Source organism: Terriglobales bacterium (genome assembly GCA_035937135.1).
Taxonomy (GTDB): domain Bacteria; phylum Acidobacteriota; class Terriglobia; order Terriglobales; family Acidobacteriaceae; genus DASYVL01.
The window spans coordinates 1-13,708 of sequence record DASYVL010000190.1 but is presented as its reverse complement, the minus strand read 5'-3'; the positions used below and the strand labels follow the sequence as shown (position 1 = coordinate 13,708).

The window sequence follows — 13,708 nt, the reverse complement described above, 5'->3', positions numbered from 1 at the left end:
CCGAGACCGGCACCCCCATCTGGAAGATGCTGCGCAACAGCACCATGTTGGCCGACTGCGAGCCGGAGCCGTTCACCGTCGCCACTTGGATGCTGAAGTCGTTGACGATGGGCTGGCGCTTCGACTGCTTGGGCGCTTCCTTCACCGCTACTTCGCTGATAGCCATGCCGGTTCTTCCTTTACCAGAGCGATAGCGCTCGAATTCCTCGCCTATTCAACCTTCGATTATAAGGCGGCGGGCTGGCGCGCAAAACCAGTGTTCAGAATGCTGAACGCTGGTTTTTTATTCGCCGGTGAAGAACTGGGCCATGTGGCGGAACTTCTCGTAGCGGGTGGCCAGCAGCGTGGGCGTGGGCAGGCAGCGGATCTCCGCGAAGTGCTTCTGCAAGGCGGCGTCGAGCAGGGCGGCGGCGGCTTCGTGATCCTTCTGCGCTCCGCCCTCTGGTTCGGGGACCAAGTCGTCCACGCAGCCCAGCTCCATCAGGTCCTTGGCAGTGATGCGCAGGGCCTGGGCGGCGATCTCCTTCTTGGAGGCGTCCCGCCACATGATGGAGGCGCAGCCCTCGGGCGAGATGACCGAATAGATGGCGTTCTCCATCATCAGCACGCGATCGGCGATGGCGATGGCCAGCGCCCCGCCGCTGCCGCCCTCGCCGGTGATGGTGGTGAGGATGGGCACTTGGAGCCGCGCCATCTCGCGCAGGTTGCGGGCTATGGCCTCGGCCTGCCCGCGCTCCTCCGCTCCCAGGCCGGGATAGGCGCCGGGCGTATCCACGAACGTAAAGATGGGGCGGCCGAACTTCTCCGCCAGCTGCATGACGCGCAGGGCCTTGCGGTATCCCTCGGGATTGGGCATGCCGAAGTTGCGGTAGACCTTTTGCTTGGTATCGCGTGCTTTCTGATGACCCACCACCAGCACGTCGTTCCCGTGAAAGCGGGCCATGCCGCAGACGATGGCGGGATCATCGGCGAAGGTACGGTCGCCGTGGATCTCGCTCCACTCGGTGAACAGGCGATCCACGTAGTCGAGGGTATAGGGGCGTTGCGGATGGCGCGCCAGCTCCGTCCTCTGCCAGGCGTCGAGGTGAGTGTGGATCTGGGTGCGCAGCTCCGCCACTTGCTCCTGCAGCTGCTGGAGCTGGCTGCGAGCGTCCTGGTTCTCGCCGGCGGCGGCTTCCAGGTGCTCGATCTGCTTCTCAATATGCGCCAGCTCGCGTTGGGCTTTGGTGGTCGGGTCCATGGCGGGTTGGAGTCCTGGGACGCGCGCAGCGGCGCTCAGAAAGCTACCGGAACGCCCGGCTGACAGGCAGAAGGTTCAGTCCACAATGCGCACGCTGCCGCGACCGCAAAGCTCCTCGACGCGGGCAATGAAAGCCCGGTCAGGAAGCACATTATAGCCTTCCGCCTCCATCACCGCCAGAAAGTCGCCGGGGCGTTCCACGTCGAACAGCACCTTGGCTTGGCCCTTGCGCTCGCGGCACACCTGGCAGAGGGCGTCGATGGTGGCCGCACTAGCCGCCTCCAGCGGCACCCGGATGCGCAGCGAGCGCGGCAGCTTGGGCTGCGCCTGGTCGAGCGGGACGATGTCGGCGACCGTCAGCTTGGGATTCGCTCCCTCCTCCACCCGCACGCTGCCGCGGATCAGCACTGGGACCTCCAGCTTCACCCGCTCGCCCAGCCGCCGGTAGGCCTCGGGGAAGACCAGCACGTCTACCGCGCCCGCCAGGTCCTCCAGCACCGCCTGCGCGTACTGCTCGCCCTTCTTGGACTTGAGGACGCGCACCCCGGTCAGCAGGCCGCCGGCGTAGATCTCATCGCGGCCGGTTCCCTGCCGCATGGCTCCGATGGCTTCGGTATCGAGGGCGCGGAACTGCTCCAGCTTCTCGCGATACTTCTCCAGCGGGTGGCCGGTGATGAAGAAGCCCAGGATCTCCTTCTCCGCCGCCAGGCGCTGCGGCTCGTCCCAGTCGGGGACGTCGGGGAGCTGCTCGGCCGGCGAGGCCGCGGGCGACTCTTCTCCGAAGACGCCGAACAGCCCGTGCTGGCCGCTTTCGGCGTCGCGATGCGTCTTCTGCGCGCGCTCCAGCGCCCGGTCGATCACCGCCATGAGCTGCGCCCGCGTGCCCAACGAGTCCAGAGCGCCGCTCTTGATTAGCGATTCGATGACCCGCCGGTTCAGCAAGCGCAGGTCCACTTTCTCGCAGAACTCAAAGAGGGAGCGGAAGCGGCCCAGCGTCTTGCGCGCCGCCAGGATGGATTCGATGGCCGTGTGCCCCACATTCTTCACCGCCGCCAGGCCGAAGCGGATGGCCCCGCCGTGCGGCGTGAAGTTGGCGTCGCTCACGTTGATGTCCGGCGGCTCTACCGCAATACCCATCTCGCGGCACTCGTTGATGTACTTCACCACCTTGTCGGTATTGCCGGTCTCTGAGGTCAGCAGCGCAGCCATGAACTCCACGGGATAGTGGGTCTTCAGATAGGCGGTCTGGTAGGCGAGCAGGGCGTAGGCGGCGGAGTGCGACTTGTTGAAGCCGTAGCCGGCGAACTGTTCCATCAGGTCGAAGATCTTGACCACCTTCCGCTCCGGGAATCCGCGCTGCATCGCGCCCTTGATGAATTTGTCGCGCTGCCCTGCCATCTCCTCGTGTTTCTTCTTGCCCATGGCGCGACGCAGCAGATCGGCCTCGCCCAGGGAGTAGCCCGCCAGCCGGTTGGCGATCTGCATCACCTGCTCCTGATAGACGATGACCCCCAGCGTCTCCTTCAGGATCTCCTCCAACTCGGGCAGCTCGTAGCTGATCTGCAGGCGGTGGTGCTTGCGGGCGATGAAGTCGTCGATCATGCCGCCCTGGATGGGCCCGGGGCGATAGAGCGCGTTCAAGGCCGTGAGGTCCTCGACCGAAGTGGGCTGATAGCGGCGCAAGACGTCGCGCATGCCGTGCGACTCGAACTGGAAGACGCCCGAGGTCAGTCCTTTGTGGAAAACGCCCTCGAAGGTCTGCTGGTCGTCGAGGGCCAAGCCGTCGAGGTCGAAGGCTGCACTCCCTTTCGAGCCGTTCCCGCCTGCGCTCTGGGCCTGCGCGATGAGTTTGAGCGCATCGTCGAGCACGGTCAGGGTGGTGAGCCCGAGGAAGTCCATCTTCAACAGGCCCAGCTTCTCCACCGCGTTCATGTCATAGGCGGTGACGATCTCCTCGTTCTTGGTCTGGTGCAGCGGCACCAGCTCGATGAGCGGCTGGGGCGCGATCACCACGCCCGCCGCGTGCACTCCGGCGTTGCGCACTAGGCCCTCGAGCTTGCGCGCGGTGTCCAGCAGCTCCCGCATCTGGGAATCGCTCTGGTAGGTGGCTTGGAGTTGCGGGGAATCCTTGAGCGCCTTCTCCAGGGTGATGTTCACCTGCAGCGGCACCATCTTGGCGATGCGGTCCACGTCGCCGTAGGGGATGCCCATGGCGCGGCCCACGTCCTTGATGGCGGCCTTGGCGGCCATGGTGCCGAAGGTGATGATCTGCGCCACGTTGTCGCGGCCGTACTTCTCCGTGACGTAGTGGATCACCTCGCCGCGGCGGTTCATGCAGAAATCAATGTCGATGTCGGGAAGGGAGACGCGCTCCGGGTTGAGGAAGCGCTCGAACAGCAGCCCGTTCTGCAGCGGGTCGATGTCGGTGATGCCCAGCGAATAGGAGACCAGCGAGCCCGCCGCCGAGCCCCGCCCCGGCCCCACCGGGATCCGCTTTTCGCGCGCGTAGCGCACGAAGTCCCAGACGATGAGGAAGTAGCCGGCGAAGCGCATCTGCTGGATCATGGTGATCTCGCGCGCCATCCGCTGCTCGTATTCCGCGACGCTCTGCTTCAGCCGGCCCTGCCGCTCCAGCTCGCGCACCGTCTCCATCCGCCGCGCGAAGCCCTGGCGGGCGATGTGCTCGAAGTAGCTGTCTGTGGTGTAGCCCGCCGGGACCTCGAAGTGCGGGAACGGGTTCCCTACTTTCTCCAGCTTCAGGTTGCAGCGCTCGGCGATGGCCAGGGTGCGGCTGAGGACGTCGGGGGCGTCCTTGAAGACGCGCGCCATCTGCTCCGCGCTCTTGAGGAAGAACTGGTCGGTGGCGAACTTCAGGCGGTTGGTGTCGGTGAGCACCTTGCCCGTCTGCACGCACACCAGCACGTCGTGGGCGTGCGCGTCCTCCTCGCACAGGTAGTGGCAGTCGTTGGTCGCCACCAGGGGGATCGCCGTCTCCTGGCTCAGGCGCAGCAGGTCAGGCTGGATGCGGTGCTCCAAGTCCAGACCCTGGTCCTGGATCTCGAGGAAGAAATTCTCCTTGCCGAAAAGCTCGCGATAGGTGCCGGCGGCCGCGCGCGCCTCGTCGTACTTCCCTTCCACCAGCCGCTCCGCTACCTCTCCCTTCAAGCAGCCGGAGAGCGCGATCAGCCCGCCGGCGTGCTCGGCCAGAAACTTCTTGCTGATGCGCGGCTTGTAGTAGAAGCCGTGCAGCGACGCCTCGGAGGTGATGCGGATCAGGTTGCGGTAGCCCTCTTCGTTCGCCGCCAGGACGGTAAGGTGGTTGTAGCTGTCGCCCTCGGGCGGGGCGCGGTGGTCGTCCTTCTTGCAGATGTAGAGTTCGCAGCCGACGATGGGCTTTACGCCCTTGGCCTTGGCCGCGTTGAAGAAATGCACGGCCGCGAACATGTTGCCGTGGTCGGTGACCGCCACCGCCGGCATGCCATGGCTCTTGACCGCCGCCACCAGCTTCTCCACCTCGCAGGCGCCATCCAGCATGGAGTAGTCGGTGTGCAGATGGAGATGGACAAACTCCGGCATCACTTCATTCTAGCGGGAAGCAAAGCAGCGGGGCTATGCCGCAAATTGGTGCAACTCTTGCGGCCGCTGTGGGTCAGCGGCGTTTCTTCTTCTTCGCCGGCTTCTTCTTTGTGGGCTTCTTCTTCGCTGCTTTCTTCTTCGCGGGCCTGGAAACGTGCTTCTTGGCCGCGGCGGCTGGCTTGGGTTTCGCCGCTGCCGCAGGCTTGCCTACCGCAGCCGCGGGCTTGGGCGCTTCCGCGGATTTCTTCTGACCCTTCCCCGGCTTCTCTGCGACCGGCGCGGCTTCGGGCGCGCCCTTGGGCGCGCGGCCACGCTTGGGCGGCGGCGGCGGGGGAGGCGGAGGCGGCGCAAAAGGCTTCAGGAACCTCAGGATCTCGTTGTGGGAGCGCAGCTTGCCGTCGAGCAGCAGCAGGAACGCCTGCTCCATGAGCTTGGGATACGCGGGCAGCGCGGGCGTGATGTGCAGCTCGGCCATCTCGGGAAACGGGAGCTTGCGCTCGCGGATCTGCCGCCACTTACCCAGGAAGTTGCGGAGCTTCTGCACCACCGCCTTCTGCCGCGCCGTCACCTCGAGGAACAGGATGGTTTCCGGCCGGGCCGCGCTGAGTACGTGCCAGGTCTTGGAGGGCGTGGCCGCTTCCTTGCTGGTCAGGATCTTGGCCAGATCGCGCGCCCGGTCTTCCAGGCTCCGCCAGCCTTCGACCAGCGCCTTGCGCGGGATCCGCTTCTGGATGGCGGTGATGTCGCGGGCCGGAAGCCGCCGCGCCAGGAAGTACATGGTGGCGGCGGAGGAGTCGGGAGAATACCCGAGGCCGGTCATCAGCTGCCGCGTCTTGAGCAGGCTGGCCAGACCCTGCGCGTCCACCCGGGCCAGCGTCCAGCGCGGATGCAGCACCTTGAGCCAGCCCTCACGGTCGAGCGCCCGCCGGACGTGCATGGAATCGTCTTCGTAAGCCAGTTGCTCGATTTCCTGCCCCAGGGCGCGTTCCGCCACGTGCTTGATGTACTGGTTCTCCTTGGCGGCCTGATAGCGCGCCTGTGTGCGCTCCTCCAGCGTCCAGTGGAAACGCGCGGCGAAGCGCGTGGCGCGGATCAGGCGCGAAGGCTCCTCCAGGAACGCGTAGCTGTGCAGGATGCGCAGCAGCTTGGATTCGATGTCGGCCACGCCGTTGAAAGGGTCGAGCAGCAAGCCGCGGGAGCCGGGGTTGAGCGACAGCGCCATGGCGTTGATGCTGAAGTCGCGGCGCCGCAGGTCTTCGCTGATGGTGGAGGGCGCGATCTCCGGAGGGTCGCCCGGCTTGCCGTACTTCTCCGAGCGCGCCATGGCCACCTCGGCGCGCACGTTGCCAGGGAGCTGGACGAACATGGACTTCAGCCCCTCGTCCACTCCTTCGATCCTTGCCCCCGCCTTTTCCAGGTCCTTCTGCAGCTTGAGGGCGTTGCCCTGGAGGGTGAAGTCGAGGTCGCGGATGATGAAGCCGCTGATGATGTCGCGGATGGTGCCGCCGGTCAGATAGAGGTTCAGCTCATGGGCGCGAGCCGCCTCCTGCACCAGCGCGACCCCGCGCTGCTGCTCCGGCGTCAGCCGGCTCTCCATCATGTAGACGTAGTCAGCCATCTGGCGTTTGCTGCCGGAATCTCCTCCGGCGGAGATAGGATTCGCCCCTTCCAGCCGGGGTCAGAAACCTATCCGTAAACTGGAGATTCCTTGTAAGTGACTCCCTGCAATGGACTTACACGCTGCGTGGCCCGCTCACAACCGCTCCAAGATATCACAAGGTTGGCGATTTGGCTACACCGCCTCGTCTTTCGTCCGTTTGCGCGCGGAGAAATGCGAGAATGAACCCTAGCATGCGCAGCCGTGCCACAGTCCTGGCGCCGGAGAGGAGATCCATGCCGTCCACGCACAAGAAGGTGATCGTGCGCAAGATGGACCGCGAGGCGGTGCAGGGCTACGTCAACCCTGCTGCCTTCCTCGTGGACGGCAAGGTAGCCGTGCTCAGCCCCGAGGGGCAGGTGGTGACCATCGAGCTGGAGGACATCAAAGGAGTCTACTTCGTGCGCGAGTTCGGCGAGCCCGAGTCCTCCGCGCGCAAGACCTTCCCTGCGCGTCCGCGCACTGAGGGCCTGTGGGTGCGGCTGAAGTTCCGCGACAACGAGATCCTGGAAGGCATGATGACCAACGACCTGGCCCAGGCCTCGCCCGAGGGCTACCTAATCAATCCTCCGGACACCCGCGCCAACACCCAGCGCATCTTCGTGCCCCGCGGCGCGCTGGCCGAACTGCAGGTGCTGGGCGTGATCGGCGGGCCCCGCGCCCGCCGCCCCCGCGCAGCCGCCGCTGCCGATTCGCGCCAGGAGACCTTGTTCAGCGAGTAGTTCTCTCCTCCTTTTTTCCCTTTTCCCTTTACCTTTTCCCTTCGGTTTTCCCTCTCCCGCCTCCCTCCTCAAGTAAAATCCAAGCTTCCTTCGCGGAAGAAATCCAGGAACGGGGATGATTCTATGAAGCTCAGTGAGATTGCAGCGACTCTGGGAGCACGGCTGGAGGGGAACGGCGCGGTAGAGATCACGGGCATCGCCGGGATCGAAGAGGCGGGGCCGGGCCAGCTCACCTTCGTGGCCAATCCGAAATACGCGGCGGCCGCCAAAACCACGCGCGCTTCGGCGGTGATCGTCGCCGAAGACTTCCCCGCCCTGGCGGCCGCCACGCTGCGCACCAAGAATCCCTACCTGGCCTTCGCGCGGGCGCTCGAACTCTTCTACCAGCCGCCACAGTACGCCCCGGGCGTCCATCCCACGGCCGTGATTCATCCCTCGGCCAAGATCGGCAAGCAGGCCTCCATCGGGCCGTACGTGGTGGTCGACCAGGAGGTCGAGATCGGCGACGGCTGCGTGCTGCTGGCGCACGTGGTCATCTACCGGGGAGCGCGCATCGGGCGCAACTTCTTCGCGCACGCGCACGCGGTGGTGCGCGAGCACTGCCGGCTGGGCGACAACGTCATCCTGCAGAACGGCGCGGTCATCGGCGCCGACGGCTTCGGCTTCGCCAAGGACGATGAGGACCGGTGGCACAAGATTCTGCAATCCGGGCCCGCCATCCTCGAGGACGACGTGGAAGTGCAGGCTCTGGCCTGCGTGGACCGCGCCAGCGTGGGCGAGACCCGCGTTTGCCGCGGCGTCAAGATCGACAACCTGGCCCAGGTGGGCCACGGCTCCCGCGTGGGCGAGCACACCATGGTCTGCGCCCAGGTGGGGCTGGCAGGATCCACCGAGGTCGGCAAGCACGTGATCCTCGCCGGACAGGTGGGCGTCGCCGGGCACTGCCACATCGGCGACGGCGTGGTGATCACCGCGCAGAGCGGCACCCATGGGGATATCGAGCCCGGCGCGATGGTGAGTGGCTCTCCCGCTTTCGACCACAAACTGTGGCTGCGCAGCGTGGCCATCCTGCCGCGTCTGCCGGAGATGGCCAGAGCCCTGCGTTCGAAGAAAGAGAGATCCGCCGGGAGCTGACCGCCTAGTGGGGCGTGGTCCCTACGCTGGTGGCGGGCTGCGAAGAACTCTGGTCCCCTGCCCCGGCCGAAGATGATCCTGCGGCCCGGCGCGGGCCCGTCGCCGGCGACTCCAGCCAGGCGGCCCGGCGGGTGCGTTGAGGGGGCGTAACCACGTCCGCATCCACGATGACGAACTGCTCTTCCTCGTGTCCTCCCAGGCGAAGCTTGAGCTCGCGCGAGCCCTTGCGCCCCGTTACCCGCAGGCGCAGCGTGTCGCCCACGCGCATGGTGGAGAGCACGTCCTCCACCTCGGAGGAGGCAGCCTTGCCGTTGATGGCGAGGATGGTGTCGCCCGCAACCAGTCCCAGGCGGTCGGCTTCGCTCAGGTTCTCCACCGAGACCACCACTGGCGGAGCATCGAAGTTCTTCACCGAGTTGAATCCGGGGTGGGGCACGGTGATGCGCGTCCTCACCAGCTTGAGCCCCACGGTCGCCAGCAGCTGGCTGTAGGGCGGCTCCTCGACCCCGCTCACGTAGTCGCGGAAGAAGGCGGAGAAATCGGAGGAGGTGACGGCCTCCGCCGCCAGACGCACGCCGGAGGATTCCTCGAAGGGGCGGCCCTCGTTGGCGTATTGCGTGTTCATCCACTGAAAGACGTCGCGCAGCGACTTCTGCCCGCCCGTCCGCTCCCGCACCGCCAGGTCCAGCAGCACGCCCAGGATCTCGCCCTTGTTGTAGTAAGAGATGCTGCGCTCGGGCAGGCGGTACTGCGGATACTTGTCGAACCAGGTGTCCAGGCTCGATTCCTCCACGGACTGCCGCAGGTGCGCCGGGCGCAGCTCCAGGGTGCGGATCTCCTGGTTCAACAGGTCCAGGTAGCGGCGCTCGTCCAGCAGGCCGGCGCGCAGCAGCAGGGTGTTGGCGACGGCGCTGGTCACGCCCTCGCAGAACCACAGCGACGTGGTGTAGTTCTCGCGCGTGTAGTCGATGGGGTCGAGGGCGCGCGGCCGGATGCGCTTCACGTTCCACAGGTGGAAGAACTCGTGCGCCGTCACCTGCTCCAGGAAGAGGAAGTCGTCGTTCAGCCGGTCGGCGCTCACGTCGATGGCGGTGGAGTAGGCGTGCTCCATCCCGCCTCCGCCCGGTCCGTGCGGGAAGTGGTAGATGAAGAGATACTCGGTGAAGGGACGGTCCCCCATCCAGCTCACGCCGGCGGCTACGATCTTGTGCACCGTCTGCTTGAGGTTGTCCATGTCGTAGTCGGCGGGATTGGCGTCCACCACGATGTGGTAGGTAGCGCCGTCCTGGTCGAAAAACACGTCCTTGAAGGTCCCGATCTCCACCGGGCCGTCCACCAGCCGGTCGTAGGTGCGCGCCGTGAACACCGCATGGCTGCCGGTGTAGCCCGGGCGCAGCGAAGGCAGCGCGGTGGCAATCTTCCAGTTGGTGGGGAAGTCGGTGAAGGTCACGGTCATGGGAGAATCGCGCGCGTCCACCGGGTACATAAGGATCTGCGCCAGGTTGAAGAAGGCGTGCTCGGGAGTGAGCTGGGCGCCGTAGGGGCCAGGCTGATCGGCCAGGATCTCGTACTCCACTTCCGCGCCGCTCTCGGCCCCGCCGATGCGCCATGTGGTCTTGTCGATCTTGTGCACCGGCAGGGACTGACCCGCGCCGTTGGTGGCGGTCACCCGGCGCACGTTCTGGGCAAAATCGCGGATCTGGTAGAGCGCGTTCCATACCGGGAGCTGCACATCGCGCTCCGCCGAGGTCCCTGCGAGGTGGATGCGGACATGCGCCAGATGCTCCCCGCTCTTGACCAGCGAAACGTAGTAGTCCACCGGCGCCGCCGGAGCCGCCAGCGCCGGCCGGGCCAGAACAAAGAGCAGGAGTGGAAGAAGGAGCCGTTTCGCTCTCACGCGCTGGTGGGAACCTCGAAGTGGGCTTTCATGCGCGAAGGGAGTTTTTCATAGATGCCGCCGAAGCCGCCATTGGAAAGGATGGCGACCACGTCTCCCGGTCGCAGCTCGGGAACGATCGCGGCTACGATGGCATCGGCGTCAGGAAGCTCGCGCGCACGCCGGCCCGCCTGAAGCAGGCCTTCGACCACGCGCGCGGTGGAGAGCCGCTCGGGCTCGGGGATGGCTTCGGCGCGGAAGACTCCGGCAATCACCACCTCATCGGCCAGCCCCAGGCTGCGGATTAGGTCGGCCTCCAGAACCTTGCGGCGCAGTGTGTTGGAGCGTGGTTCGAGGATCGCCCACAGGCGCGCCCCTGGGTAGCGCGCGCGCAGCGCCTTCAGCGTCCCGGCGATGGCCGTGGGATGATGGGCAAAGTCGTCGATCAGGGTCACGCCGCCGACTTCCGCCTTCACTTCCAGGCGGCGCTTCACGCTGCGAAAGGTCTTGAGCGCTTCGGCTATGGCCTGCGGCTCGATGCCGTATCCGGCGGCCATGGCCGCGGCGGCAGTGGCGTTGAGCACGTTGTACTCGCCCGCCAGCGCGAACCAGAATTCACCCCAGCGCTCCCCGCGGTGAAGCAGCGTCCAAAGGGTGCGCTCGGGCTCAAAGCGCAGGTCGGTGATGCGCCAGTCCGCGGCGGCGCTCATGCCGTAGCGCTCCACCGGGCAAAAGGCCTTCGCGAGACAGTCCTGAAGGTCGCCCCCCTCCTCCCAGGCCACGATGCGCCCGCGGTGCGGCACCAGGTTTACCAGCCGGCGGAAGGCGGTCTTCACCTCTTCCAGGTCGCGATAGATGTCGGCGTGATCGAATTCGACCGAGGTCAGGATGACCGCGTCCGGCATGTAGTGCAGGAACTTGGGACCCTTGTCGAAGAAGGCGCTGTCGTACTCGTCGCCCTCCAGGAGGAAGTGCTTCCCTTGCTTGAGGGAAAAGCTCGAGCCGAAGTTTTCGGCGATGCCGCCCACCAGGAACGAGGGGTTCAGGCCCGCCACGTTGAAGATCCACGCCAGCAGCGCCGTGGTAGTGGTCTTGCCGTGGGTGCCGGCGACCACGATGGACTCGCGCCCGCGCAGGAACTGCTCCTGCAGGATCTGGGGCAACGAGCGCAGGGGGATGCGCTCGTCGAGCGTGTACTCCAGCTCGGGATTGCCGCGGGAGATGGCGTTGCCCACCACCACCAGGTCCGGGCGCGGCTTCAGGTTCTCCTCCGCGTAAGGCTGCGCCACCGGAATAGAGAGCGTGGCCAGGAAGTCGGACATGGGCGGATAAGCGGCGGCGTCCGAGCCGGTGACGCGAAAGCCGCGCTGCTTCAGCATCCCGGCCAGCGACGCCATGGCCGTGCCGCAGATGCCGATCAGGTGGACATGCTTCTGCTCGTTCATGACTTCACCGCGGCTACGTTGACCGCCGCCGGTGCCGACGCCGTCGCCGCTTCGAGGATGGTGAGCCGGACTTCCTCCTGGACCACCAGCGAGGCGCGCACGCCCATGGGGAGCGTGATGTTCCCGCGCGAGACGTGTCCCGAGCGCAGCCCGTAGGCCACCGGGATCCCCAGGTCGCCGACCACGCGCTTCACAACCTCTTCCAGCGTGTAGTCCTGCTCGGACTGCTGTGCGCAATCCAGCATCTCGCCGAACACCAGGCCGCGCACCCCGGCCAGCTTCCCGGCCAGTTTCAGCTGCATGAGCATGCGGTCGATCTGGAAGGGCTTGGCGTGCACGTCCTCGAGGAACAGGATGGTGTCCGCGGTGTTGATCTCATAGGGCGTCCTGAGCGACGCCACCAGCAGAGAAAGGCAGCCGCCGTAGAGCGTGCCCTCCGCCTTCCCTTCCACCAGCGGCGCCACGCCCGAACCGGGAATGGCCGCGACTTCCCACTGGGCCTTGCCGCCGGTCGCATTCTTCCAAGACTCTTCGTGCACGCCGTCCGAGGCGGCAAAGTCCTTGGTCACCATGGGACCGTGGAAGGTCACCAGGTTGGCGCGCTCGGTGAAGTGGGTGAGCAGCGTGGTGACGTCGCTGTAGCCCACGAAGATCTTGGGATGGGCGGCGATCTTCTCCAGCTTGAGCTCATTCAGCAGGTAGTTGCAGCCGTAGCCGCCGCGGGCGCAGAGGATGGCGCGCACTTCCTCGCGCTCGAACATCTCCTCCAGCTCCCGCGCCCGGCGGCGCACCGAGCCGGCAAAGTAGAGGTCCTGGTCGAAGATGGAATCCAGATAAAAGGGCTTGTAGCCTAGGCGCGAGAGCGAGGCGCAGCCGGCGTCGATCATATTGCGCTGGATGGGACTGGCCGGCGCCACAATGCCCACGGTGTCGCCGGGCTGGAGAGCGGGCGGCTTGATTCGCTGGCTGCTCTTCGGGGGCATGCGCCCCTCATCTTAAACGAAAAACTCCCCGCGACAGAGCAGTTCGGCGGGGCCCCGCAAGAACACTTCCCTTTCCCAGCGGACACTCTGCACTCCGCCCGGGGTCATCACCGTCAGGGGTGATTCCGCCCGGCCTGAGGCGATGGCCGCCACCGCCGACGCGCACGACCCCGTCCCCGAGGAGAGCGTCTCGCCCACGCCGCGCTCGAAGAAGCGCGCCTCGATCTCCTGGCGGCTGACCACCCGCACCAGCTCCACGTTGATGCTGTACTGGAAGTCGTGGTGGCGGCCCATCTCCGCCGCTTCCGCCTGCCAGCCGGGGTGGAACTCGTCCACAAAAACCACGAAGTGCGGATTCCCCACCGAGACCGGGATGCCGCGGACCTCGCCGAAGGCCAACTTGATGGAAAGCTCGTCGCCCGGCTGCGGCTCGCCCATATTGATGTCGACCTCGAACTCGTAGCGCGCGCCCTCGCGCCCGGTGAGTTTGCACTCCCGCAGGCCGGTGCCGGTGCGTACGCGAGCGTTTTCCAGGCCGCGCTCCGCTGCCAGCCAGGCGGCCACGCAGCGCGTGCCGTTGCCAGATATTTCTGCTTCCGAGCCGTCAGCGTTGAACAGGCGGGCGCGGATGTCGGCTTCGTTGTCGGGAAAGAGCCACTCCACTCCGTCCGCGCCCACCCCGCGGTGGCGGTCGCAGATTCGCCGGCTGAAGGCGACGAGGTCGGCCGGGGCGTGCATGCCGTCGATGAGCAGGAAGTCGTTGCCACAGGCGGTGGCTTTGATGAAAGGGACGGCAGGAACGTTCAGCATGTCAGTGTGTGGGAGAGAAATTTCCAGGATTCTACACTAGCGCCCCGGCGCAGCCTTGGTCTTGTAGATCACCGCCCGCGGCTGTCCCGGACTCTCGACCGCGGCCATCTCCTGCAACTGGCTTGCGTTCCGGGCGGCGCTCATCCCCACCGGGTCGCCGGCGATGGCGACGAGATAGTCCGCATACGCGCCCGGCGCCTCCAGGGCGCGCTCCCACTCGCCATATTCCCCGTCCGCGATGGTGCGGCTGCCTTCGTGGATCACC

General features: G+C 66.2%; 10 protein-coding genes. 2 read left to right on the top strand and 8 right to left on the bottom strand.

Annotation, left to right across the window (positions count from 1 at the left end):
• Positions 1-283: 283 nt before the first annotated feature.
• From VGQ94_11045 to VGQ94_11035, 3 genes are all read right to left on the bottom strand, one after another.
• Positions 284-1,240 (bottom strand): acetyl-CoA carboxylase carboxyltransferase subunit alpha, encoded by a 957-nt coding sequence (locus VGQ94_11045; GenBank protein ID HEV2023045.1) that lies wholly within the window; start codon positions 1,238-1,240, stop codon positions 284-286.
• A gap of 75 nt (positions 1,241-1,315) precedes the next feature.
• A complete protein-coding gene (gene dnaE, locus VGQ94_11040; GenBank protein ID HEV2023044.1) occupies positions 1,316-4,816 on the bottom strand; it encodes a DNA polymerase III subunit alpha in 3,501 nt (1,166 codons plus the stop codon).
• Between the two features lie 73 nt (positions 4,817-4,889).
• The gene (locus VGQ94_11035; protein HEV2023043.1) at positions 4,890-6,434 is read right to left on the bottom strand and encodes a CCA tRNA nucleotidyltransferase; all 1,545 of its coding nucleotides are present in this window, start codon (positions 6,432-6,434) and stop codon (positions 4,890-4,892) included.
• A gap of 275 nt (positions 6,435-6,709) precedes the next feature.
• Here VGQ94_11035 and VGQ94_11030 point away from each other — a divergent pair, with 275 nt between their 5' ends.
• Both VGQ94_11030 and lpxD read left to right on the top strand, forming a co-directional pair.
• Positions 6,710-7,195, top strand: coding sequence for a hypothetical protein (locus VGQ94_11030; protein ID HEV2023042.1), 486 nt, complete (start codon positions 6,710-6,712; stop codon positions 7,193-7,195).
• A 123-nt stretch (positions 7,196-7,318) separates the two neighbouring features.
• Positions 7,319-8,329 carry a UDP-3-O-(3-hydroxymyristoyl)glucosamine N-acyltransferase gene (gene lpxD / locus VGQ94_11025; GenBank protein ID HEV2023041.1) on the top strand — a complete coding sequence of 337 codons (1,011 nt, stop codon included), beginning with the start codon at positions 7,319-7,321 and terminating at the stop codon, positions 8,327-8,329.
• A gap of 4 nt (positions 8,330-8,333) precedes the next feature.
• Here lpxD and VGQ94_11020 read toward each other — a convergent pair whose 3' ends face one another.
• The 5 genes from VGQ94_11020 to VGQ94_11000 all read right to left on the bottom strand — a co-directional run.
• Positions 8,334-10,226, bottom strand: coding sequence for a PDZ domain-containing protein (locus VGQ94_11020; GenBank protein ID HEV2023040.1), 1,893 nt, complete (start codon positions 10,224-10,226; stop codon positions 8,334-8,336).
• Positions 10,223-11,650 (bottom strand): UDP-N-acetylmuramate:L-alanyl-gamma-D-glutamyl-meso-diaminopimelate ligase, encoded by a 1,428-nt coding sequence (gene mpl / locus VGQ94_11015; GenBank protein HEV2023039.1) that lies wholly within the window; start codon positions 11,648-11,650, stop codon positions 10,223-10,225. The genes VGQ94_11020 and mpl overlap by 4 nt, the downstream gene beginning before the upstream one ends.
• Complete coding sequence (locus tag VGQ94_11010; protein ID HEV2023038.1) at positions 11,647-12,633, bottom strand: LD-carboxypeptidase; 987 nt, start codon at positions 12,631-12,633, stop codon at positions 11,647-11,649. The genes mpl and VGQ94_11010 overlap by 4 nt, the downstream gene beginning before the upstream one ends.
• 12 nt (positions 12,634-12,645) lie before the next feature.
• A complete protein-coding gene (gene dapF / locus VGQ94_11005; GenBank protein HEV2023037.1) occupies positions 12,646-13,443 on the bottom strand; it encodes a diaminopimelate epimerase in 798 nt (265 codons plus the stop codon).
• Positions 13,444-13,479: 36 nt separating this feature from the next.
• On the bottom strand, positions 13,480-13,708 hold a 229-nt coding region (locus tag VGQ94_11000), incomplete at its 5' end, for a hypothetical protein (GenBank protein HEV2023036.1).